Genomic DNA, 21,859 nt, shown 5'->3' with positions numbered 1-21,859 from the left:
CTTACCCCTGGCCGACGCTACGCCACTGACCTTACTGACCTTACCCCGCTGCATCTTCCCTGCGTACGCACGAACTGCTGTCCGTTCACCCCAGGCCGACGCTACGCCGCTGCGAGACCAAGGCGCCATCGACGGTGAGTCAAATCGGCGCTCCATTCCTTCCCCGTAACCGTTTCGCCATTCCGTCGAGACGACGCATCCGGCCGAATCAACCACCGGGCACCAGCCTTTCCAACTCACAGGCGAAAGTGCAAAGTAAGCTCGCCTCACAAAATAGGCACTTCAAGTCGCACTGCCACCGTAAAATCCCGAAATTCCCCAACATCTGCGTATAAAACGATGAACGCCCTCACACAGGTTGCCCGGGCCGTATGCCCTCATGACTGTCCGGATACGTGCGCGATGCGCGTGACTGTCGAGAATGGCAGGGCGATCAAGGTTTCCGGTGATCCTGACCATCCGCCGACCCAGGGCGTGTTGTGCACGAAGGTCAGCCGCTATGCCGATCGGGTTCATCATCCCGAACGCCTGACTGTCCCGCTCAAGCGAATCGGCCCGAAAGGCGAGGGGCGCTTCGCCCCCATCAGCTGGAGCGAGGCATTCGACGAAATCGGCCAACGCCTCTGCGAAATCGCGAAGCGTGCGCCGGAAGCGATCGTGCCGTACAGCTACGCCGGCACAATGGGACTCGTGCAGGGCGAGGGCATCGCCCAACGTTTCTTCCACAAGCTCGGCGCGTCCCGGCTCGAGCGTGCGATTTGCGCGGCGGCGGGTGCAGCGGGATTGCGCTACACATATGGCGGAAGTCTCGGCATGCACCTCGAATATTTCGAGGAGAGCGAGCTGATCCTGATTTGGGGCGCGAATCCGATCGCGTCGAGCCTCCATTTCTGGACGCGTGCACAGGAGGCAAAGCGGCGCGGCGCGCATCTCGTCGCGATCGACCCGTATCGCTCGCTGACCGCGGAGAAGTGCCATCAGCACATCGCGTTGCGTCCCGGTACCGACGGCGCGTTCGCGCTCGGCATGATGTACGTGCTGATTACCGAGGGCCTGCTCGATCACGACTATATCGACAGCCACACGGTCGGATTCGACGCATTGAAGACGCGCGCGATGTCCTATCCGCCTGAGCGTGTTGCACAAATTTGCGGCATCGACGCCTCGGAGCTGGTCGACCTCGCGCGCCGTTACGGCGCGACGCGCAAGGCGTCGATCCGGCTGAACTACGGAATGCAGCGCGTGCGCGGCGGCGGCAACGCGGTGCGCGCGATCGCCAGCCTGCCGGCGCTGACGGGCGCATGGCGGGATCGGGCTGGCGGAATGCTGCTGTCGTCGTCCGAATGGGCGCCGGTGAATCATGCCGCGTTGCTGCGTCCGGACCTGATGCCGGGCTGGCCGCAGCAGCTGCCGCGCGTCATCAACATGAATGCGATCGGCGATGCGCTGCTGCATCCGGGCGACGCGGCGTTCGGGCCGAAAGTCGAAGCGATGATCGTCTACAACTCGAATCCTGTCGCCGTTGCGCCAGATTCGTCGAAGGTGGCAGCCGGGTTCGCGCGTGACGACCTGTTCACTGTCGTTCTCGAGCATTTCAAGACAGATACCGTCGACTTCGCCGACATTGTGTTGCCAGCGACCACGCAGCTCGAACATCTCGATGTCCACAAGTCCTACGGCCATACCTACGTGATGGCCAACCTTCCGTCGATCCCGCCAGTAGGCGACGCGCGGCCGAACACGGAAATTTTCAGGGGTATCGCGCGCAGCATGGGGCTGGACGAGCCTGCGCTTTATCAAAGCGACGAAGAGGTCGCCCGCGCTGCGCTGCGCTGGGACGATCCGTCGCTCGACAGCGACTGGGATACGCTGAAGCAGGCGGGATGGGTGAAGCTCAAGCTGCCCGACGCGCCGTTTGCAAATGGCGGCTTCCGGACGCCTTCCGGCAAATGCGAGTTCTACAGCGCACGGCTGGCGGAGCTCGGGATGGATCCCGTTCCGGACTATCTGCCGCCGTTCGAGTCGGCCGAGGCCGCGCCCGATCTTGCCGAGCGTTATCCGCTCGCGATGATCTCGCCGCCGGCCCGAAACTTCCTGAACAGCACATTCGTGAACGTCGACAGCCTGCGCAACACGGAAGGCCAGCCACATCTCGATATCCATCCGGCCGATGCGTCAGCGCGAGGCATCTCGGATGGCGACCTTGTCCGCATCTTCAACGATCGCGGTTCGATGCAGGCGCGCGCACGGATTACCGACCGCGCCCGCGCCGGGCTCGTGGTCGGCTTGTCGATCTGGTGGAAGAAGTTGTCGCCGGACGGCCGAAATGCGAACGAAGTGACGAGCCAGGCCCTCACCGATCTGGGCAATTCCGCCACGTTCTATGACTGTTTGGTCGACGTAGCCCGCATTTGACGGAAGATCGGAGCAATGCACCGATCGGTTCCACCGGAAGTTCGAAGGGAGTGTCTAACCCTGTTGTCTCAGGTCGAGCGAGCCGCTACGATGCGTTTTAGCACGACCATTCGAAAATCAGTGAGGAGACGCGGAGCATGGACAAAATTTGGCTGAAATCGTACCCGAGCGGCGTTCCAGCCGAAATTGACGCGTCTCCGTATCCCTCCGTCGCCGACCTGCTCGAAGAGAGTTTCAGCAAATACCGTGATCGGACGGCGTTCGTCTGCATGGGCAAGGCAATCACCTACGGCGAGCTGGACGCACTGTCGCGCCGGTTCGGCGCGTGGCTGCAGTCGCGCGGGCTGGCGCGCGGCGCCCGCGTCGCGATCATGATGCCGAACGTACTGCAGTACCCCATCGCGATTGCCGCAGTCCTGCGCGCCGGCTATACGGTTGTCAACGTGAATCCGCTGTACACGCCGCGCGAGCTCGAGCACCAGCTCAAGGACAGCGGCGCCGAAGCGATCGTCATCCTCGAAAATTTCGCGTCGACACTGCAGGCTGTCGTAGCCAATACGGCCGTCAAGCATGTGGTCGTCGCGTCGATGGGCGACCTGATGGGCGTCAAGGGCTGGCTCGTCAACTACGTCGTGCGCAACGTCAAGAAGATGGTGCCGGCGTGGCAGCTCCCGTCCTTCACGCGATTCAAGGCCGCACTGTCGGAAGGCGCGCGGCAGGCGTTCAAGCCGCAGAAGCTGGGCCCGAACGACGTCGCATTCCTGCAGTACACGGGCGGCACGACCGGCGTCGCGAAAGGGGCAACGCTGCTGCACCGCAACATCGTGTCGAACGTGCTGCAGGCCGAGGCCTGGCACCACCCCGCGCATGCGAAGTTTCCTGACGTGAAGCAGTTCGTGACCGTGGTTGCGCTGCCGCTTTACCACGTGTTCGCGTTGACGGTCTGCGGCTTCCTGACGATGCGCACCGGCGGCATGGGGATCCTGATTCCGAATCCGCGCGATATCGGCGGGATGATCAAGGAGCTGAAGGGTTACCAGATCTCGACGGTTCCCGCGGTCAACACGCTTTACAACGCGCTGCTGAACCACCCGGATTTCGACCAGCTCGACCTTTCGAAGCTCGCGATCGCCAACGGCGGCGGCATGGCGATCCAGGAAAACGTTGCGAAGCGCTGGTATGAAAAGACGCATACCGCGATTGTCGAAGGCTATGGGTTGTCGGAGACGTCGCCTGTCGCCACCTGCAATCCGGTGACGGCGACCGAATACAGCGGGACGATCGGGCTGCCGCTGCCGTCGACCGAAGTGTCGATTCGCGACGACGCCGGCAACGAAGTTCCGCTCGGCGAGCCGGGCGAGATCTGCATCCGCGGGCCGCAGGTGATGGCCGGCTACTGGAATCGCCCCGATGAAACCGCGAAGGTCATGTGTCCGGACGGCTTCTTCAAGACGGGCGACGTCGGCGTGATGGACGCACGCGGCTACGTGAAGATCGTCGACCGGAAGAAGGACATGATCCTCGTGTCTGGCTTCAACGTGTATCCGAACGAGGTCGAGGACGTGGTGGCGTCGCATCCGGGCGTCTTCGAAGTGGCGGCGGTCGGCGTGCCGGACGAGCATTCGGGCGAGGCGGTGAAGCTGTTCATCGTGAAGAAGGATCCGGCGCTCACCGACAAGGACATCCTCGCGTACTGCAAGGAGCGCCTCACGGGATACAAGCGGCCGAAGTTCGTCGAGTTCCGCACGGAATTGCCGAAGACGAACGTCGGCAAGATCCTCCGGCGCGAACTGCGAGACGGACGCGCGTGACGTCGCAGCCGAACGGAAAAGCCCGGCGCTCGTGAACTGCCGCCCGCGAAGCGGGACAATTAAACGTTGGGCGGTACCCAAGGCCTGAGTCCTGTATTGCACGGGACTCAGGCCTTTCAATTTTCAGCCCTGCGTGCCGCATCCGGCGCGGCTTGCCGGCCGAGCCTGTCCGCCAGAGCCGCCCCTTATTCCACCTGGCGCGCCAGTTCGTTCATGACGAGGTGTGCGCCCCGGTTGGCAAGACCCACTGCATCAAGATTCGCAGCGCCGGAAAAGAAAAAGGCGCCCGAAGGCGCCTTCAATGCACTGCGGCTTGTCAGACAAGCTGGTTAGAACTTGTGACGGATGCCGACGCGAGCTGCCACCTGGTTGCTGGTCCTCGACGGGTCGAGGCCGTTGATCGCTGCGGTCGCCTGGACGACGTCGCCCTTCGAGTCGAGCGCGTTGCCCGACGCATGCTGGTACACGCCGATCACATAGACGTCGGTACGCTTCGACAGGAAGTAGTCGACGCCCAGCGAGCCCTGGTGGTACTTCGCTGCCGATGCGTTGTCGATCTTGCTGCCTTGCGTATAGTCGTATGCCGCGCCCAGGATCAGCGCCGGGGTCAACTGATACTTGAAGTTGATTTCGCCGTTGTTGAACGTCGCGGTCTGGCCGACGAACGGGCCGACGCTGAAGCTCTTGAACTTCGTGTTCGAGTACGTTGCGCCGATCGTCGCCGCGCCGAACGTGTATGCGCCGCCTGCACCGATGACCTGGTACGTGTTCGCGCTGTTCGCGTACGCGCCGTAGACCGGCGACGTGACGGCAGTTGCCGCAGCGGATGCGCCGGTGTTGAACATGCCGCCGAAGTTCGCCGGCGTGCGTGCGTTCAGGTAGCCGACGCCGAGGACCAGCGGGCCGTTGTTGTAGCCTGCGCCGAGCGACCAGACCTGGTTCTTGGCGAACTGGCCGGCTTGCCCGCCGAAGCTGTACATGCCGCCGAACGAGAAGCCGTTGTAGGTCGGGCTCGTGTACTTGACCGCGTTGTTCACGCGGTATGCGTTGTTGAAGTTGTCGAGGTCGCCCGGGTGAGCGGCGATGTAGCCGCCCCACTGGTCGCCTGCCTCGAGCGGGCCGACGAAGTCGACGACGGAGTCGTACTGGCGGCCCAGCGTGACCGTACCGAAGTTGCTCGACAGGCCGACGTAGGCCTGGCGGCCGAACATGAGGCCGCCTTGGCCGAGCTTGCCGGAGTTCACGTCGAAGCCGTTCTCAAGCACGAAGATCGCCTTCAGGCCCGCGCCGAGATCTTCGGTACCGCGCAAGCCAAAGCGGCTGCCTTGCAGCACGCCGCTGGCCAGACCGTACAGGTGGCCGCCCTTCGCGTTGTTGTTGAAGATGAAGCCTTCATCGATGATGCCGTAAAGCGTCACGCTGCTTTGCGCATGGGCTGCGCCAGCGAACGCGCCCAACGCGACGAGCGCGAGAAGCGACTTTTTCATTAACGGATCTCCAAGAATCACTGAATTTTTTGTGGCGGGGCAAATAGTTATGTTCTGTCGGCAATCCCCGCTTCAACTTCTCATGAAGTCGGACGTAATGTAGCGCAAGGACTTTTTGCTACAAAGCGAAACGCCGCGGCCCGAGGCCGGCATGTTTCCTTTATGCAACAATGGTTAAAATCACGGGTTAACCGCAATTTCCGCTGAAGAATCAAGTCGGTTACGCAGCGGACACGTGCATTCGCCGCGCGCGGATGCACACGCAGCCAGGAGAACAGGATGGTGTTTGATGAACTGATCAGCGAATTCGATCGCGGCCTGCGGTCGCTGTCGGGAGTGAACCGGATGGGCCGCCCCGTGCCTGCGCCGGCCGAGCCGCCGACCGCCGAACTGACGCCGGCGGAGCGTACGCATGCCGCGGGGCTGATGCGCGTGAACCATGTCGGCGAGATCTGCGCGCAGGCGCTTTACCAGGCGCAGAAGCTGACGGCGCGCTCGCCGACGGCGAAGGTGATGTTCGAGGAGGCGGCACGCGAAGAGGAGGACCACCTCGCGTGGACCGCCCACCGGCTCAAGGAGCTCGATTCGCGTCCGAGCCTGCTGAATCCGCTGTGGTACGCGGGGGCGCTCGCGATCGGTGTCGCGGCCGGCACGCTGGGCGACAAGGTCAGCCTCGGCTTCATGGCCGAGACGGAACGCCAGGTCGAAAGCCATCTGGACGGACACATGTCGGATCTGCCAGCGGCGGACACGGCGTCGCGCGCGATCGTCGAGCAGATGCGTGCTGACGAGGTGAAGCACGGCAAGGCCGCGACCGACGCGGGCGGCATCGAACTGCCGCTGCCCGCGCGGATGCTGATGCGCGCCGCGTCGAAGATCATGACGAGCACTGCGTACTATCTGTGACGAAATCCGTGGGGCGGCGACGTGCGCCGCCCCGCGATCGAGCCTGCCGATACCGCCCGCTTTTTCCGCGTTTTCCCGCCCCCGAAAGCCCCGTCCGCACGCCCATCTGGCCCGTCTTGCTCACGTATCACCTTCACAAGTTGCACTAGCTCATTCATTTTTAACGGTTTTTGGAATAAAGGGGGCGCATGAGGATGTGCGCGTAAGTCCTTGTTCTAACTAACAAAATTCGTCAAAAAACCGGGCCGCTCCCTTGACCGTGCCAAACCCTTCCACTAAAGTGGGAGACAGTGTGAGAAAGTGTATTTTTGTGTGATTTGGCAGGCTATTCCGGCTAAATTCTCAGCATTGGGCGGGTGCTTCGGTGCCCTGATCGGGGAGAGCGGAAAGTGTTCCAAGGGGCGTCGGCGCTGACGCTCGATGCGAAAGGGCGGATGTCGGTGCCGGCTCGCTATCGCGAAGCGCTGCAAGGACAGGCAGAAGGACGGGTGACTGTGACCAAGCACCCGGACGGCTGCCTGTTGCTGTTTCCGCGCCCCGAATGGGAGGTGTTCCGCGCCAAGATCGCTGCGCTGCCGATGGACGCGCACTGGTGGCGGCGGATTTTTCTCGGCAATGCGATGGATGTCGATCTCGACAGCGCAGGCCGGATTCTCGTATCGCCCGAGCTGCGCATGGCAGCCGGGCTTGAAAAGGAAGTCATGTTGTTGGGAATGGGTAGTCACTTCGAGCTGTGGGATTCGCAGACCTACATCGCGAAGGAGCAGGCAGCGATGGCGCAGGGCATGCCCGACGCGCTGAAGAATTTCACGTTTTGATTGCGGTGACGGAGACGCCCGCGATGGGAAACGAATTGCAGCATCGTACGGTGCTGTTGGACGAAGCGGTCGAAGCGCTCGTGACGCGGCCGGACGGTATCTACGTCGACGGCACGTTCGGGCGCGGCGGTCACAGCCGCGCGGTGCTCGCGCGGCTCGGGGCGGCCGGGCGGCTGATCGCGTTCGACAAGGATCCGCGTGCGATCGAGACGGCGCAGCGCATCGAGGATGCGCGCTTCTCGATCGTGCATGACAGCTTTGCGTCGATGCGGGGCGCGCTGGCGGCGCGCGGCATCGAGAAGGTGTCGGGTGTGTTGCTGGACCTGGGCGTGTCCTCGCCGCAGGTGGACGATCCGGAGCGAGGCTTCAGCTTCCGCTCGGACGGCCCGCTGGACATGAGGATGGACCCGACGCGCGGCGAGTCGGCGGCCGAATGGCTGGCGCGGGCATCGCTGCAGGAACTGACGGAGGTGATACGGGATTATGGGGAAGAACGGTTTGCTTTTCAGATTGCAAAGGCGCTTGTTGCTCGCCGGGCAGAGTCCGACCGTCTTGGGCCTCTCGACACCACGGGCGAGCTTGCCCAAATCGTGGGTCACGTCGTCAAAACCCGTGAGAAGGGCAAGGATCCGGCAACCCGCACCTTTCAGGCTATACGGATTCACGTCAATCAAGAGCTTGCGGACCTGCAAGTCGTACTAGACGCGGCTTTGTCGTCGTTGGAGCAAGGGGGGCGGCTGGTGGTCATCAGCTTTCATTCACTCGAGGACCGGATCGTCAAGCGATTCATGCAGGCGCACGCCAGTGCGCCTGCGGTCGATCGTCGCCTGCCGATCCGCGCCGTCGATCTCCCGAGCCCCCCGCTCAAGATAATCGGCCGTAAATTCCCGAGCGACGCGGAAGTGGCAGCGAATCCGCGTGCCCGGTCGGCGGTGATGCGCATCGCGGAGCGCGTCGCGCCATGAGCCGCTTCAATATCTTTCTCCTGATCATCGTGATGGGCTGCGCGCTGTCGGTCGTCAATTCGACGAACCACCAGCGCCAGATCTTCATCCAGCTGCAGCGCGCGCAGTCGCAGGAGCATCAGCTCCAGCAGGACTACGCGCAGCTCCAGTATCAGCAGAGCGCGCTGTCGAAGACGTCGCGCATCGAGCAGCTCGCGAACGATTCGCTGAAGATGCAGCCGGTCACGACCGGCCGCACGCAATATCTGACGCTGGCGCCGGGCGCCGCGAACGCGATCGACGCACCGATTCCCGCATCGGCCGACGTCGTGCCGGGCAAGGGCAAGGGGGGCGCGCGATGAAACCGTCCCAGAAGCGCCAGAACGTGAAGTTCTCGTCGAGCCCTGTGCTGGGCGTGCATCTGCCGATGTGGCGCTCGAAACTCGTCGTGTTCATGCTGTTCATGGCGTTCGTCGCGCTGGCCGCGCGGGCGTTCTGGATCCAGGGCCCCGGCAACGCGTTCTATCAGAAGCAGGGCGAAAGCCGCTACCAGCGCACGATCGAGCTGCCGGCGACGCGCGGCAAGATTCTCGACCGTAACGGGCTCGTGCTCGCGACGAGCCTGCCCGTGCGTGCGATCTGGGCAATTCCCGACGCGGTGCCGGACGACCTCGGCGCGGACAAGATCGACCAGCTCGGCAAGCTGCTCGGCATGACGCAGAAGGAGCTGCGAGCGAAGCTGTCGGAGGACAAGGGTTTCGTCTACGTGAAGCGCCAGGTGCCGATCGACGTCGCCGACAAGGTCGCGGCGCTCGACATCCCGGGCATCTACCAGCGCAACGAGTACAAGCGCTTCTATCCGGAAGGCGAGATCACCGCGCACCTGATCGGCTTCACGAACGTCGAGGACGAAGGCCAGGAAGGCGTCGAGCTGGGCGACCAGAAGATGCTGTCCGGCACGTCCGGCGTGCGCCGCGTGATCAAGGACCGGATGGGCCACATCATCGAGGACGTCGCCGAGCAGCTGCCGCCCCACAACGGCACGGATGTCGACCTGTCGATCGACAGCAAGATCCAGTACATCGCGTACGCGAACCTGAAAGCCGCCGTCGAGAAGTTCAAGGCGAAGGCCGGCGCGGCGATGGTCGTCGACGTGCGCACCGGCGAGGTGCTCGCGCTCGTCAATTATCCGACGTACAACCCGAACGACCGTTCTCACCTGACGGGCGAGCAGCTGCGCAACCGGATCCTGACGGACGTGTTCGAGCCGGGCTCGATCATGAAGCCGTTTACGGTTTCGCTCGCGCTCGACCTGCATCGCGTGACGCCGAACACGCTCGTCGAGACCGGCAACGGCCATTTCGTGCTGGATGGCGCGCCGATCACCGACGACTCGGGCTTCGGCACGCTGACGGTCGGCGGCGTGATCCAGAAATCGAGCAACATCGGCGCGACGAAGATCGCGATGACGATGAAGCCCGAGGAAATGTGGAATATGTATACGAGCATCGGCCTCGGCCAGGCGCCGAAGGTCGGTTTCCCGGGCGCGGCGGCGGGCCGTTTGCGGCCGTGGAAGAGCTGGCGCCGGATCGAGCAGGCGACGATGTCGTACGGCTACGGCCTGTCCGTGTCGCTGTTCCAGCTTGCGCGCGCGTACACCGCGATCGCGCACGACGGCGAGATGATGCCCGTGTCGATCTTCAAGACCGATCCGGCACAGTCGATCGTGGGCCAGCAGATCTTCGCGCCGAACACCGCGCGCGAAGTGCGCGCGATGCTCGAAACGGTGGTGGCGCCGGGCGGCACGTCGCCGGACGCCGCCGTGCCCGGCTATCGCGTCGGCGGCAAGAGCGGTACCGCGTACAAGCATGAAGGCCACGGCTATACGCGCAAGTACCGCGCATCGTTCGTCGGGATGGCGCCGATGCCGAATCCGCGCATCGTGGTCGCGGTGTCGGTCGACGAGCCGACGGCGGGCAGCCACTTCGGCGGGCAGGTGTCGGGGCCGGTGTTCTCGGCGATCGCGGGCGATGCGTTGCGCGCGCTGAACGTGCCGCCGAACATGCCGGTCAAGCAGCTCGTCGTGTCCGACGACGCAGCTTCCGCGCCTGCCGCGGCCGGGCCGCAAAAGCTGGCCGCAGGGGCCGGCGCCAAGCATATGATCGTGTCCAGCACGACACGCAATTCTCCTGGAGTCATTCGATGAGCGCCGCTCGCAGTTCTCATCCGGCGCACCAGCAGATCGCAGCCGCGCTTGCGTGGCTGCGTCAGCATGTGGCCCCCGCGGCGCAACTGCATGCGGATACGCGCAGCCTCGGCGCAGGCGACGTGTTCCTCGCGTATGCCGTCGACGGGGCCGACAACCGCGCCTTCATTTCCGATGCCGTCGCACAGGGCGCCGCCGCCGTGCTGTATCAGCCGGACGGCCTTGCCACCGCGCCCGCCGCGCCGCTCGCACTGGCCGTGCCGGCGCTGAACGAGCTGGCCGGCGACATCGCCAGCGGCTGGTACGGCGATCCGAGCGACAGCCTGCTCGCCATCGGCGTGACCGGCACGAACGGCAAGACGTCCTGCACGCAGTGGATTGCCGCCGCATTGACGGCGCTGCATCAGCCGTGCGCGGTGATCGGCACGCTCGGCAGCGGAATGCCGGGCCATCTCGTGCCGACCGGCTTCACGACGCCCGACGCGCCGCAGCTGCAGCGCAGCCTCGCGCAGCTGCGCGGCGCGGGCGCAAAGGCGGTCGCGATGGAAGTGTCGTCGCACGCACTGCACCAGGGGCGCGCGAACGGCACCGCATTCGACATCGCCGTCTTCACGAATCTCACGCAGGACCATCTCGACTATCACGGCACGTTCGAAGCGTACGAAGCCGCGAAGACGAAACTGTTCGCGTGGCGCGGGCTGCGCGCCGCGGTCGTCAATCGCGACGACGCGGCCGGCCGCCGGCTGCTCGAGAACCTGTCCGGCCGCGTGAGCACGATCGAATATGGCATCGGCGGAATCGACGATAAGCCGGCGACGGGCGCGGATCGCGCGCTGACGGCGCTCGACGTGCGCGCAACCGCGACGGGCACCGCGTTCCGCCTGCACTCGTCGTGGGGCGATGCGGACGTCGAGGTCGGCACGCTCGGCACGTTCAACGTGAGCAACCTGCTCGCGGTGCTCGGCACGCTGCTCGCGGCCGACGTGCCGTTCGATGCGGCGCTCGTCGAGATCGCGCGGCTCGAATCGGTCAACGGCCGGATGCAGCGCCTCGGCGGCCGCCTGCAGAACGACGAGCCGCTCGTCGTGATCGACTATGCGCACACGCCTGATGCGCTCGAGAAGACGCTCGACGCGCTGCGCCCGATTGCCACCGCGCGCGGCGGCGCGCTCGTCTGCATGTTTGGCTGCGGCGGCGATCGCGACGCGACGAAGCGCCCGCTGATGGGCGCGATCGCCGAGCGGGTTGCCGACGAGGTCGTCGTCACGAGCGACAATCCGCGCAGCGAGGATCCGCAGCGCATCATCGACCAGGTAATTGCCGGCATGAGCGCGCCTGCGAAGGCCCGCCGCGTCGAGGATCGCGCGAGCGCGATCCTGCAGGCGGTGCGCGGCGCGGCGCGCGAGGACGTCGTCGTGCTGGCCGGCAAGGGGCACGAGGCGACACAGGAAATCATGGGCAAGAAGCGCGCGTTCTCCGACCAGGATCACGCACGGCTCGCGCTCGCGGCGCGCGCGACGCACGGCAAGGGAGGCAGCGAATGACGATGCTCAGTCTCGGCGAAGCCGCCCGCCTGATTCCCGGCGCGACCGTCCACGGCGACGCGGGCGTCACGTTCGACCGCGTGTCGACGGACAGCCGCACGGTCGGCCCGGGCGACCTGTTCGTCGCGCTGAAAGGGGAGCGTTTCGACGCGCACGATTTCCTCGGCGACGTGGCCGCGCGCGGCGCGTCGGCGGCGCTCGTGGCGCGCGTGCCGGCCGGTCTCGTGATGCCGGCGATCGAAGGCGGCGAAACGCGTGCCGCACTCGGCGCGCTCGCACACGGCTGGCGCAAACGATTCGCGTTGCCGCTCGTTGCGGTGACGGGCAGCAACGGCAAGACGACGGTCAAGGAAATGATCGCGTCGGTTTTCGCTGCCGCGGTCGGCGCCGATGCGCGTCTCGCGACGGCCGGCAATCTCAACAACGACATCGGGCTGCCGCTGACGCTGCTGCGCCTGACCGCCGCGCACCGGCTCGCCGTGATCGAACTCGGGATGAATCATCCGGGCGAGACGGAGATCCTCGCGCGCCTCACGGCGCCGACGGTCGCGCTCGTGAACAACGCGCAGCGCGAGCACCAGGAATTCATGGCGACGGTCGAAGCCGTCGCGCTCGAGCACGCGGCCGTGATCCACGCGCTGGCGCCGGACGGCGTCGCGGTGTTCCCGGCCGACGACGCGTATGCGGGCATCTGGCGCGTCGCGGCGACGGGGAACCGGATCATGGACTTTGCACTCCATGATGCCGAGCGGCAGATCGACGCGCAGGTGACGGGCCGTCTGCACGGCGGCGCGCTCGCGATCGACACGCCCGCCGGGCGCATCGACGTGCGGCTGCGCGCGCTCGGCGAGCACAACGCGCGCAATGCGCTGGCGGCCACGGCCGCGGCGCTGGCCGCCGGCGTGCCGCTGCCGGCGATCAAGCAGGGGCTGGAAGCGTTCGAACCGGTCAAGGGCCGTCTGCAGGTCCGGCAAGCGAACGTCGGCAGCCTCGCGGGCGCGACGGTCGTCGACGACACCTACAACGCGAACCCCGACTCGATGCGCGCGGCGATCGACGTGCTCGCGGCGCAGCCGGCGCCGCGCGTGCTGGTGATCGGCGACATGGGCGAGGTCGGCGACGAAGGTCCGGCGTTCCATCGCGAGGTGGGCGCCTACGCGCGCGAGCGCGGCATCGATGCGCTGTTCGCGCTCGGCGACGCGTCGCGCGATGCGTGCGCCGCATACGGCGAAGCGGCCCGCCATTTCGGCGACGTCGCGGCGCTCGCCGCCGCACTGCTCGAGGCGGGCTACGGCGCGCAGGCGACGGTGCTCGTGAAGGGCTCGCGGTACATGAAGATGGAGCGCGTGGTCGACGCGCTGACGAACCAACCCGCGGCGGGCACGGCGCCCGCCGCACACTGAGTAGAAGGAAGGAAGCATGCTGCTGGCGCTGGCGCAATGGCTGCAGGGCGACGCAAGCTTTTTGCGCTTGTTCACGTACCTGACGTTCCGTGCGGTGATGGCCACCATCACCGCGCTCGGGATCGGGCTCGTGTGCGGACCGTGGGTGATCCGCAAGCTGACGCAAATGAAGGTGGGGCAGGCCGTGCGCAAGGACGGCCCGCAGACGCACCTCGTCAAGTCCGGCACGCCGACGATGGGCGGCGTGCTGATCCTGATCGGCATCGCGGTCGCGACGCTGCTGTGGGGCGACCTGACGAACCGCTTCATCTGGATCGTGATGCTCGTCACGTTCGGTTTCGGCGTGATCGGCTGGGTCGACGACTATCGCAAGGTCGTCCACAAGGACCCGCGCGGGATGTCGTCGCGCGAGAAGTATTTCTGGCAGTCGGTGATCGGCCTGTTCGCGGCGGTCTACCTCGCCTTCAGCGTGTCCGAGGCGAGCAACGTGCGCGTGTTCGACCTGTTCATGGCGTGGGTGAGGAGCGGCCTGTCGATGGGGCTGCCGGCGCGCGCCGACCTGATGCTGCCGTTCCTGAAGTCGATCAGCTACCCGCTCGGTGTATGGGGCTTCATCGTGCTGACCTATTTCGTGATCGTCGGCGCGAGCAACGCGGTGAACCTGACCGACGGCCTCGACGGCCTCGTGATCATGCCGGTCGTGCTGGTCGGCGCGTCGCTGGGGGTGTTCGCGTACGTGATGGGCAGCGCGGTCTATTCGAAATACCTGCTGTTCCCGCACATCCCGGGCGCGGGCGAACTGCTGATCTTCTGTTCCGCGATGGGCGGGGCAGGGCTCGCGTTCCTCTGGTACAACACGCACCCCGCGCAGGTGTTCATGGGCGACGTCGGCGCGCTGGCGCTCGGCGGCGCGCTCGGCACGGTCGCGGTGATCGTGCGCCAGGAAATCGTGCTGTTCATCATGGGCGGCATCTTCGTCGCGGAAACGCTGTCGGTGATGCTGCAGGTCTCGTGGTTCAAGTACACGAAGAAGCGCTACGGCGAAGGGCGGCGCCTGCTGAAGATGGCGCCGCTGCATCACCATTTCGAATTGTCCGGCTGGAAGGAAACGCAGGTGGTGGTGCGTTTCTGGATCATCACGCTGATGCTGTGCCTGTTCGGTCTGACCACCCTCAAATTGCGGTAAAGGAAAGGTAACAAGGATGTCTGGCGAGATGTTTGGAGATCGGCAGCGGCCGATGGTGCTGGTGCTGGGGCTCGGCGAATCGGGCCTCGCGATCGCGCGGTGGTGCGCGAGGCACGGGTGCCGGCTGCGCATTGCCGATACCCGCGAGGCGCCGCCGAACCTTGCCGCGCTGCAGGCTGAAGGCATCGATGCGGAATTCGTCGGCGGGCCGTTTTCGCCCGCATTGCTCGACGGCGGCGTCGAGATCGTCGGGCTGAGCCCCGGCCTGTCGCCGCTCGAGCCGGCGCTCGCGGCGCTGATCGCGGCGGCGAACGAGCGCGGCGTCGCGGTGTGGGGCGAGCTGGAATTCTTCGCGCAGGCGCTGCGCGCGCTCGGCGCGAGCGGCTATCAGCCGAAGGTGCTGGCGATCACCGGCACGAACGGCAAGACCACGACCACGAGCCTCACGGGCCTCCTGTGCGAACGCGCGGGCAAGAAGGTCGGCGTCGCGGGCAACATCAGCCCGGCGATGCTCGATCGCCTTGCTGCCGCCATCGACGCGACCGCGCTGCCGGACGTCTGGGTGCTCGAACTGTCGAGCTTCCAGCTCGAAACCGCGCGCACGTTCGCGCCGGACGCGGCCACGATCCTCAACATCACTCAGGATCACCTCGACTGGCACGGCAGCTTCGACGCGTACGCGGCAGCAAAGGGCCGGATCTTCGGCGCGACGACGACGCGCGTGCTGAATCGCGACGACGCGGCGGTGATGAAGTTCGCACCGGCTGCGGGCGCGGCCGATGCGCCGCGCACGGTCACGTTCGGCCTGAACGAGCCCGTGCATGACGGCGATTACGGGCTGTCGCGCGACAACGGGATCGCATGGCTCGTCGAGGCGATCGATCGCGACGCCGCCGACCAGCCGGCGACGGGCCGACGTCGCAAGCGCGATGTCGCGCACGCGCCGGACATCGCGCTGAAGCGCCTGATGCCGGCCGACGCGCTGCGCATCCGCGGGCTGCACAACGCGGCGAACGCATTGGCCGCGTTTGCGCTCGCCCGCGCGATCGACCTGCCGGCCGCGCCGCTGCTGCACGGGCTGCGCGAATACCGCGGCGAAGCGCATCGCGTCGAAGTGATCGCGACGATCGACGACGTCGACTACGTCGACGACAGCAAGGGCACGAACGTCGGCGCGACGGTGGCCGCGCTCGACGGGCTTGCGCAGAAGATCGTGCTGATCGCGGGTGGCGACGGCAAGGGGCAGGATTTCGCGCCGCTCGTCGCGCCGGTTGCGCGCTGGTGCCGCGCGGTGATGCTGATCGGCCGCGACGCGCCGGCGATCCGCGACACGCTCGCGGAAACGGGCGTGCCGCTCGTCGACCACGCGACGCTCGAGGAAGCGGTGCGCGCGGCGGCCGACCTCGCAGAGGCGGGCGACGCGGTGCTGCTGTCGCCCGCGTGCGCGAGCCTCGACATGTTCAAGAATTACGCTCATCGCGCGGACGTGTTCCGCGCGGCCGTGGACGACATCGCCATCGACAAAGGAGCGACGCCATGAGCTGGACCGATCGCCTCGTCTCCCGTTTCAACGGTCAGCGCGACGCCGGCGGCAATGCTGCCGGCGGCCGTGTCGCATCGGCCACGCGCGCCGCGACGGGCGGCCTCGCGAGCGTCGTCAGCGGCGTGCGGCCGAGCCGGTCGCGGATGCTCGACTTCGACTATTCGTTGCTGTGGGTCGCGGTCGCGCTGCTCGGGCTCGGTGTCGTGATGGTCTATTCGGCGTCCATCGCGATGCCCGATTCGCCGAAATACGCGTCGTACCACGATTACGCGTTCCTGATGCGCCACTGCGTGTCGCTCGTCGTCGCGTTCATCGCGGCGGTGATCGCGTTCCGCGTGCCGGTGTCGACGTGGGACAAGTACGCGCCGCATCTCTTCCTGATCGCGCTCGTCGGCCTCGTGATCGTGCTGATTCCGCACGTCGGCAAGGGCGTGAACGGTGCGCGCCGCTGGATTCCGCTCGGCATCACGAACATGCAGCCGTCGGAAATCATGAAGCTCGCGGTGACGATCTACGCGGCGAACTACACGGTGCGCAAGCAGGAGTACATGCACAGCTTCGCGAAGGGCTTCCTGCCGATGGCCTGTGCGGTCGGCCTCGTCGGCGCGCTGCTGCTGCTCGAGCCCGACATGGGTGCGTTCATGGTGATCGCCGCGATCGCGATGGGCGTGCTGTTCCTCGGCGGCGTAAACGGCAAGCTGTTCGGCGGCCTCGTCGCGACGGCGGTCGGCACGTTCACGATGCTCGTGTGGCTGTCGCCGTGGCGTCGCGAGCGGATCTTCGCGTATCTCGATCCGTGGGACGAGCGCTACGCGCAGGGCAAGGCGTACCAGCTCACCCACTCGCTGATCGCGTTCGGCCGCGGCGAATGGTTCGGCGTCGGCCTCGGCGGCAGCGTCGAGAAACTGAACTACCTGCCCGAAGCGCATACCGACTTCATCCTCGCGGTGATCGGCGAGGAGCTCGGCTTCATCGGCGTGATGGTCGTGATCCTGCTGTTCTACTGGATCGTGCGCCGCGCGTTCGAGATCGGCCGCCAGGCGCTCGCGCTCGACCGCACGTTCGCCGGGTTGACGGCGAAGGGCGTCGGCATCTGGTTCGGCGCGCAGGCGTTCATCAACATGGGCGTGAACCTCGGCCTGCTGCCGACCAAGGGTCTGACGCTGCCGCTCGTGAGCTATGGCGGCTCGGGCATTCTGCTGAACTGCGTCGCGCTCGCGGTGCTGCTGCGGGTCGACTACGAGAACCGGGTGCTGATGCGCGGAGGGAAGGTATGACCGCGCCGCGACTCACGCTGATGGTGATGGCAGGCGGCACCGGGGGCCACGTGTTCCCGGGGCTCGCGGTCGCGCACCGGATGGAGGCGGCGGGCTGGCGCGTCGTATGGCTCGGCAATCCGGCGGGGATGGAAGCGACGCTCGTGCCGAAGCACGGGATCCCGATGGAATACGTGCGCTTCGGCGGCGTGCGCGGCAAGGGGCTGAGGACCAAGCTGTCGCTGCCGTTCAACCTGCTGCGCGCATGCGGGCAAAGCCTCGGCGCGCTGCGCCGCGTGCGGCCGGATGTGGTGCTCGGGATGGGCGGCTACATCACGTTCCCGGCGGGCGTGATGACGGCGCTGTCGGGCCGTCCGCTGGTGCTGCACGAACAGAATTCGATCGCCGGCCTCGCGAACAAGGTGCTCGCGAAGCTCGCGAAGCGCGTGCTCGTCGCATTCCCGGACGCGCTGCCGCACGCCGAATGGACGGGCAATCCGATCCGCGCGGAACTTGCGCGCACGGAACCGCCCAAAGCACGCTATGCGGCGCGCAGCGGTCCGCTGAACGTGCTGGTCGTCGGCGGCAGCCTCGGCGCCGCCGCGCTGAACGAAGTCGTGCCGCGCGCGCTCGCGATGCTGGCGCCGGGCGAGCGTCCGCGCATCGTGCATCAGGCGGGCGCGAAGCATATCGACGCGCTGAAGGCGAACTACGAAGCCGCCGGTCTTTCGTACGGCAGCGACGTGCAGCTCGTGCCGTTCATCGACGACATGGCAGCGGCGTATGCCGCGGCGGATCTCGTGATCTGCCGCTCGGGCGCGATGACGGTATCGGAGATCGCGGCGGTGGGTGTCGCGGCGCTGTTCGTGCCGTTCCCGTATGCCGTCGACGATCATCAGACGACCAACGCCGCGTTTCTCGCCGAGGCGGGTGCTGCGGTGCTGGTGCAACAACGCGACCTGTCGGCCGAGCTGCTCGCCGACTGGTTGCGCGGCCAGTCGCGGGCGTCGCTCGCGGACATGGCGGAGCGTTCGCGCTCGCTGGCGAAGCCGGATGCCACCGATGAAGTCGCGCGCGTCTGCGCGACGGTGGCCGGCGCGAACCTGGAAAAACTGCAATGAAACACATCGTCAAACACATTCATTTCGTCGGGATCGGCGGCGCCGGCATGAGCGGCATCGCGGAAGTGCTCGTCAATCTCGGCTATCAGGTCAGCGGCTCGGACCTGTCGCGCAACACGGTGACCGAGCGCCTCGAGGCGCTCGGTGCGCGGATCGCGATCGGTCATGACGCGGCAAACATCGAGGGTGCGAACGCGGTCGTCGTGTCGACGGCCGTGCGTTCGGACAACCCGGAAGTGCTGGCCGCGCGCGCGAAGCGCGTGCCGATCGTGCAGCGCGCGGTGATGCTCGCCGAGCTGATGCGCCTGAAGCAGGGGATCGCGATCGCCGGCACGCACGGCAAGACCACGACGACGAGCCTCGTCGCGAGCGTGCTCGCCGCGGGCGGCCTCGATCCGACCTTCGTGATCGGCGGACGCCTGATCAGCGCCGGCGCGAACGCGCGGCTCGGCACGGGCGACTTCATCGTCGCCGAGGCCGACGAGTCGGATGCGTCGTTCCTGAATCTCTTCCCGGTAATCGAAGTCATCACGAACATCGATGCCGACCACATGGACACCTACGGCCACGACTTCGCTCGGCTCAAGCAGGCGTTCATCGAATTCACGCAGCGGCTGCCGTTCTACGGCAGCGCGGTCGTGTGCGTCGACGATCCGAACGTGCGGCAGATCATCCCGTTCATCTCGAAGCCGGTGGTGCGTTACGGGCTGTCGCCGGACGCGCAGGTGCGCGCGGAGAACATCGACGCGCGCGACGGCAGGATGCATTTCACGGTGATCCGCGACGGGCGCGAGCCGCTGCCGGTCGTGCTGAACCTGCCGGGCCTGCACAACGTGCAGAACGCGCTCGCGGCGATCGCGATCGCGACGGATCTCGGCGTGTCCGACGACGCGATCCAGCAGGCGCTCGCGGAATTCAACGGCGTCGGCCGGCGCTTCCAGCGCTACGGCGAGGTACCGGCGGCGGACGGCGGCAGCTATACGCTGATCGACGACTACGGGCATCACCCTGTCGAGATGGCGGCGACGGTCGCGGCCGCGCGCGGCGCGTTCCCGGGGCGCCGGCTCGTGCTGGCGTTCCAGCCGCACCGCTATACGCGCACGCGTGACTGTTTCGACGATTTCGTCAACGTGCTGTCGACGGTCGATGCGCTGGTGCTGACGGAAGTCTACGCGGCGGGCGAGGCGGCGATCGCGACCGCCAACGGCGACGCGCTGTCGCGTGCGCTGCGCGCGGCGGGCAAGGTGGACCCGGTGTTCGTCGCGACGGTCGACGACGTGCCGGATGCATTGGCGAAGGTCGCCCGCAACGGCGACGTGGTGATCACGATGGGCGCGGGTTCGATCGGCGGCGTGCCGGCGAAGGTCGTGCAGAACACGCAACAGAAGGGATGATATGAAACAACCCCCACGCTCACTTCGTTCGCTCGGGGGGGCACAGCCCCCCCGTCCCCACCATGCGTCTCTTTCGGGGCGTGCGGCGGCCCGGCGGAGGATGACATGAGCGGGATCGATCCGAAACGTTTCGGCAAGGTGGCGGTATTGCTCGGCGGCGTGTCCGCGGAGCGCGAGGTGTCGCTCAATTCGGGCCGGCTCGTGCTGCAGGGCCTGCGCGACGCGGGCATCGACGCGCATCCGTTCGACCCGGCCGAGCGGCCGCTGGCGGCGCTGAAGGATGAAGGGTTCGTGCGCGCGTTCAACGCGCTGCACGGCGGTTATGGCGAGAACGGCCAGATCCAGGGCGCGCTCGATTTCTACGGGATCCGCTACACGGGCAGCGGCGTGCTGGGGTCGGCGCTCGGCCTCGACAAGTTCCGCACGAAGCTCGTGTGGCAGCAGACGGGCGTGCCGACGCCGCCGTTCGAGACGGTGCTGCGCGGCGACGATCTTGCCGCGCGCGCGGCCGAGATCGTCGCGAAGCTCGGCCTGCCGCTGTTCGTGAAGCCGGCGAGCGAGGGCTCGAGCGTCGCGGTGCTGAAGGTGAAGACGGCCGATGCGCTGCCGGCTGCACTCGCGGAAGCCGCGACGCACGACAAGATCGTGATCGTCGAGAAGAGCATCGAGGGCGGCGGCGAGTACACCGCGTGCATCGCCGGCGATCTCGACCTGCCGCTGATCAAGATCGTGCCGGCCGGCGAGTTCTACGACTACCACGCGAAGTACATCGCGAACGACACGCAGTACCTGATTCCGTGCGGCCTGCCCGCCGACAAGGAAGCGGAGCTGAAGCGCGTCGCGCGCCGCGCGTTCGACGTGCTCGGCTGCACCGACTGGGGCCGTGCGGACTTCATGCTCGATGCCGCAGGCAACGCGTATTTCCTGGAAGTGAACACGGCGCCCGGGATGACCGATCATTCGCTGCCGCCGAAGGCCGCGCGCGCGGTCGGCATCAGCTACACGGAGCTGGTGGTGAAGGTGCTGTCGCTCACGCTCAACGACTGAAGCAGGAACGGAAAGACGTCATGTGGAACAACGTTCGCCAACTCAACCTTGCCGCCAGCGCGCTGTATGCGCTGCTGCTGCTCGTGTTGGCGGCGGCCGGCTGCTACTGGCTGATCCAGCGTCCGGCGTTCGCGCTGCGCGAGATCCGGATCGATGGCGATACCGACCACATCAACGCGCCGACCGTGCGCGCGGGCGTGGTCGGGCGGCTGAAGGGCAATTTCTTCACGGTCGATCTCGATACGGCGCGCACTGCGTTCGAGCAGATGCCGTGGGTGCGCCACGCGAGCGTGCGCCGCGTATGGCCGAATGCGCTGGCTGTCACGCTCGAGGAGTACAAACCGCTCGGGACGTGGGGCAGCAATCAGCTCGTGAGCGTCGACGGCGAGCTATTCACCGCTAACCAGGGCGAGCTCGACGAGGAGCTGCCCGCGTTCGACGGGCCGGAAGGCAGCGCGAAGGAAGTCGTCACGCGGTACCGCGACTTCACGAACTGGTTCGCGCCGCTGAAGGCGGCGCCGGAGGAAGTGACGCTGTCGGCGCGCTATGCGTGGACGGTGAAGCTGTCGAACGGCATGCAGGTCGAGCTGGGCAAGGAGCGCAACAGCGAATCGCTGCATGACCGGAGCCAGCGTCTCGTCGCCGCATGGCCGGCCGTCACGCAACGCTGGGGCAACGACATCGAGTACGCGGACCTGCGCTATCCGAACGGATTCGCGATTCGCGCGGCGGGCATGCGGTTCCTGACCGATACCGACAAGCGCAAGAAGTAACGAGA

At 66.4% G+C, this 21,859-nt stretch carries 17 protein-coding genes; 16 read left to right on the top strand and 1 reads right to left on the bottom strand.

What is annotated here, in order from left to right; genetic code table 11:
- Nucleotides 1-339 precede the first annotated feature (339 nt).
- Together ACV22Z_RS27505 and ACV22Z_RS27500 are read left to right on the top strand one after the other, a co-directional pair.
- A complete protein-coding gene (locus ACV22Z_RS27505; protein WP_448079421.1) occupies nucleotides 340-2,415 on the top strand; it encodes a molybdopterin-containing oxidoreductase family protein in 2,076 nt (691 codons plus the stop codon).
- A 137-nt stretch (nucleotides 2,416-2,552) separates the two neighbouring features.
- Complete coding sequence (locus ACV22Z_RS27500) at nucleotides 2,553-4,226, top strand: long-chain-fatty-acid--CoA ligase (RefSeq protein ID WP_448079420.1); 1,674 nt, start codon at nucleotides 2,553-2,555, stop codon at nucleotides 4,224-4,226.
- 329 nt (nucleotides 4,227-4,555) lie between these two features.
- On the opposite strand, the gene ACV22Z_RS27495 is transcribed toward ACV22Z_RS27500, so the two are convergent.
- A complete protein-coding gene (locus ACV22Z_RS27495) occupies nucleotides 4,556-5,713 on the bottom strand; it encodes a porin (protein ID WP_448079419.1) in 1,158 nt (385 codons plus the stop codon).
- Between the two features lie 279 nt (nucleotides 5,714-5,992).
- Between ACV22Z_RS27495 and coq7 the strand changes: the two genes are divergently transcribed.
- The 14 genes from coq7 to ACV22Z_RS27425 all read left to right on the top strand — a co-directional run bounded on the left by coq7 (nucleotide 5,993) and on the right by ACV22Z_RS27425 (nucleotide 21,854).
- On the top strand, nucleotides 5,993-6,619 hold the full coding sequence (coq7, locus tag ACV22Z_RS27490) for a 2-polyprenyl-3-methyl-6-methoxy-1,4-benzoquinone monooxygenase (RefSeq protein WP_448079418.1): 627 nt from the start codon (nucleotides 5,993-5,995) through the stop codon (nucleotides 6,617-6,619).
- A gap of 389 nt (nucleotides 6,620-7,008) precedes the next feature.
- Nucleotides 7,009-7,437 carry a division/cell wall cluster transcriptional repressor MraZ gene (mraZ, locus tag ACV22Z_RS27485; protein ID WP_006400450.1) on the top strand — a complete coding sequence of 143 codons (429 nt, stop codon included), beginning with the start codon at nucleotides 7,009-7,011 and terminating at the stop codon, nucleotides 7,435-7,437.
- Between the two features lie 23 nt (nucleotides 7,438-7,460).
- On the top strand, nucleotides 7,461-8,402 hold the full coding sequence (gene rsmH, locus ACV22Z_RS27480; protein WP_448079417.1) for a 16S rRNA (cytosine(1402)-N(4))-methyltransferase RsmH: 942 nt from the start codon (nucleotides 7,461-7,463) through the stop codon (nucleotides 8,400-8,402).
- Nucleotides 8,399-8,743: a cell division protein FtsL gene (ftsL, locus tag ACV22Z_RS27475; RefSeq protein WP_448079416.1), complete on the top strand. Its 345-nt coding sequence runs from the start codon at nucleotides 8,399-8,401 to the stop codon at nucleotides 8,741-8,743. The genes rsmH and ftsL overlap by 4 nt, the downstream gene beginning before the upstream one ends.
- On the top strand, nucleotides 8,740-10,587 hold the full coding sequence (locus ACV22Z_RS27470) for a peptidoglycan D,D-transpeptidase FtsI family protein (protein ID WP_448079415.1): 1,848 nt from the start codon (nucleotides 8,740-8,742) through the stop codon (nucleotides 10,585-10,587). Before ftsL ends, ACV22Z_RS27470 begins: the two co-directional genes overlap by 4 nt.
- Nucleotides 10,584-12,131: a UDP-N-acetylmuramoyl-L-alanyl-D-glutamate--2,6-diaminopimelate ligase gene (locus ACV22Z_RS27465; RefSeq protein WP_448079414.1), complete on the top strand. Its 1,548-nt coding sequence runs from the start codon at nucleotides 10,584-10,586 to the stop codon at nucleotides 12,129-12,131. Before ACV22Z_RS27470 ends, ACV22Z_RS27465 begins: the two co-directional genes overlap by 4 nt.
- Nucleotides 12,128-13,534, top strand: coding sequence for a UDP-N-acetylmuramoyl-tripeptide--D-alanyl-D-alanine ligase (locus ACV22Z_RS27460; protein ID WP_448079413.1), 1,407 nt, complete (start codon nucleotides 12,128-12,130; stop codon nucleotides 13,532-13,534). Before ACV22Z_RS27465 ends, ACV22Z_RS27460 begins: the two co-directional genes overlap by 4 nt.
- Nucleotides 13,535-13,550: 16 nt before the next feature.
- Complete coding sequence (mraY, locus tag ACV22Z_RS27455; RefSeq protein WP_084900420.1) at nucleotides 13,551-14,720, top strand: phospho-N-acetylmuramoyl-pentapeptide-transferase; 1,170 nt, start codon at nucleotides 13,551-13,553, stop codon at nucleotides 14,718-14,720.
- 28 nt (nucleotides 14,721-14,748) lie between these two features.
- On the top strand, nucleotides 14,749-16,260 hold the full coding sequence (murD, locus tag ACV22Z_RS27450) for a UDP-N-acetylmuramoyl-L-alanine--D-glutamate ligase (protein ID WP_448079412.1): 1,512 nt from the start codon (nucleotides 14,749-14,751) through the stop codon (nucleotides 16,258-16,260).
- Nucleotides 16,257-17,540, top strand: a complete 1,284-nt coding sequence (gene ftsW / locus ACV22Z_RS27445; RefSeq protein WP_448079411.1) for a putative lipid II flippase FtsW — start codon at nucleotides 16,257-16,259, stop codon at nucleotides 17,538-17,540. The genes murD and ftsW overlap by 4 nt, the downstream gene beginning before the upstream one ends.
- Nucleotides 17,537-18,640, top strand: a complete 1,104-nt coding sequence (gene murG, locus ACV22Z_RS27440; protein ID WP_448079410.1) for an undecaprenyldiphospho-muramoylpentapeptide beta-N-acetylglucosaminyltransferase — start codon at nucleotides 17,537-17,539, stop codon at nucleotides 18,638-18,640. The genes ftsW and murG overlap by 4 nt, the downstream gene beginning before the upstream one ends.
- A complete protein-coding gene (gene murC, locus ACV22Z_RS27435; protein WP_448079409.1) occupies nucleotides 18,637-20,034 on the top strand; it encodes a UDP-N-acetylmuramate--L-alanine ligase in 1,398 nt (465 codons plus the stop codon). The genes murG and murC overlap by 4 nt, the downstream gene beginning before the upstream one ends.
- 105 nt (nucleotides 20,035-20,139) lie before the next feature.
- The gene (locus ACV22Z_RS27430) at nucleotides 20,140-21,081 is read left to right on the top strand and encodes a D-alanine--D-alanine ligase (protein WP_448079408.1); all 942 of its coding nucleotides are present in this window, start codon (nucleotides 20,140-20,142) and stop codon (nucleotides 21,079-21,081) included.
- 20 nt (nucleotides 21,082-21,101) lie between these two features.
- Nucleotides 21,102-21,854, top strand: a complete 753-nt coding sequence (locus tag ACV22Z_RS27425) for a cell division protein FtsQ/DivIB (RefSeq protein ID WP_448079407.1) — start codon at nucleotides 21,102-21,104, stop codon at nucleotides 21,852-21,854.
- Nucleotides 21,855-21,859: the final 5 nt, after the last annotated feature.

This window comes from Burkholderia sp. PU8-34 (assembly GCF_053427725.1).
This window is presented reverse-complemented; position numbering and strand designations above follow the sequence as displayed.